At 41.4% G+C, this 408-nt stretch carries 1 protein-coding gene; it reads right to left on the bottom strand.

The genetic code is table 11. From position 1 onward, the window contains the following. Positions 1-408: phage major capsid protein (locus tag EAH57_RS15835; RefSeq protein ID WP_121930878.1), on the bottom strand; the 408-nt coding region annotated here is incomplete at both ends.

Here is a 408-nt window from a genome sequence, read left to right as displayed (position 1 = left end):
TTCATCTTGTAGCCATGTCTCAACATTAAAGAAAACATCATCTAGTGAGGTTTGTGTGGCTTGTGGATTAGCGTAAATCTCCCCCATGGTAGCCATAATTTGTTTTAATGTTGGTGTACCTGTTTCAGGACGTGCGGCTGTTTCACCAACCCAACCACTACCCGCGCCACCCAAACTGACTAATTTTTTATAGTCAGATGTACTTACGGTGATTTGATTACACACTTTACGCATTGGACTTTCATCATGAAGCAACTGTAAAATTGTTCGGTCTAGTTCCTCTGGTACGGCATAACCACCATCTGCATCTACACCAATTTGAATTGCCTTTTTTTGAAGATCAGCAAGCCCATCGTCATTACCTTTGCGCAGGAATTGTAAAAAGCCTGTTTTATGTGCTTCAACATC

Origin of the sequence: Acinetobacter sp. 2JN-4, from assembly GCF_003687745.1 — a bacterium.
Classification (GTDB): domain Bacteria; phylum Pseudomonadota; class Gammaproteobacteria; order Pseudomonadales; family Moraxellaceae; genus Acinetobacter; species Acinetobacter halotolerans.
This window is presented reverse-complemented; position numbering and strand designations above follow the sequence as displayed.